Here is a 606-nt window from a genome sequence, read left to right as displayed (position 1 = left end):
GGCGGGGGGGGGGGCCCCGGCGGCGGGGCCCCGCACTTGGTTCGGGCCCGCACCCTTCCGACTGTGGAGCGCCAGGCCCGGGTTGCACGGACTCTTCCTACTGAAAGTAGGACGTGCTCTGGTAGCACCGCTGACGCCTGACAAGGAATCATCTCCCTTGCGACGTGGTGAACATTAGCAGCTCAGGAGCCATGTACTGAAATCGGGCCCGGGTGCACGAGGGTCGCGGCCATCATGGTCCGGCCCGGTGGCTCCGATGGTCACCGGCGACTTGTCACACTCCTGCCGATGGCAGACGGAGGGGCGGATGAAAGAGCACGAGGCCGGGGCGGGCACGGGCCCGGCGGAGTCGGCCGAGCAGGTGCTGACGGTGGAGTTCGAGCCGGCCGGGAAATGGGGCCGGGTCCGTGCTTCGGCGCCGGATTCCTCGCGGGCCCACGCGACGGCACGGATCGTGGTCATCGCGCTGGCGGTCGCATTCCTGGGCAGGGAATGGAGGCTGGCGTTGTCGGCCCGGGCGGCCTGAGCCGGGGAATGCGGAAGGGTGCGGCGCCGGGGGGGGGGGCGGGGCCCTACGGGGGGGGGGCCCCGGCCGGGGGGGTCCGG

1 protein-coding gene is annotated in these 606 nt (G+C 72.4%); it reads left to right on the top strand.

The window, feature by feature from the left end:
• Nucleotides 1-307 precede the first annotated feature (307 nt).
• Complete coding sequence (locus ABZW03_RS32665) at nucleotides 308-526, top strand: hypothetical protein (protein ID WP_355266439.1); 219 nt, start codon at nucleotides 308-310, stop codon at nucleotides 524-526.
• The last annotated feature ends 80 nt before the right edge of the window (nucleotides 527-606 follow it).

The sequence above is a fragment of the Kitasatospora sp. NPDC004799 genome (assembly GCF_040609095.1).
Classification (GTDB): domain Bacteria; phylum Actinomycetota; class Actinomycetes; order Streptomycetales; family Streptomycetaceae; genus Kitasatospora.
Note: the sequence above shows the minus strand (reverse complement) of the source record. Positions and strands in the feature narration are given on the sequence as shown.

What these genes read in the sequence shown, in the direction of transcription:
- ABZW03_RS32665 (WP_355266439.1), top strand. Translation starts at nt 308, where the DNA reads ATGAAAGAGCACGAGGCCGGGGCGGGCACGGGCCCGGCGGAGTCGGCC.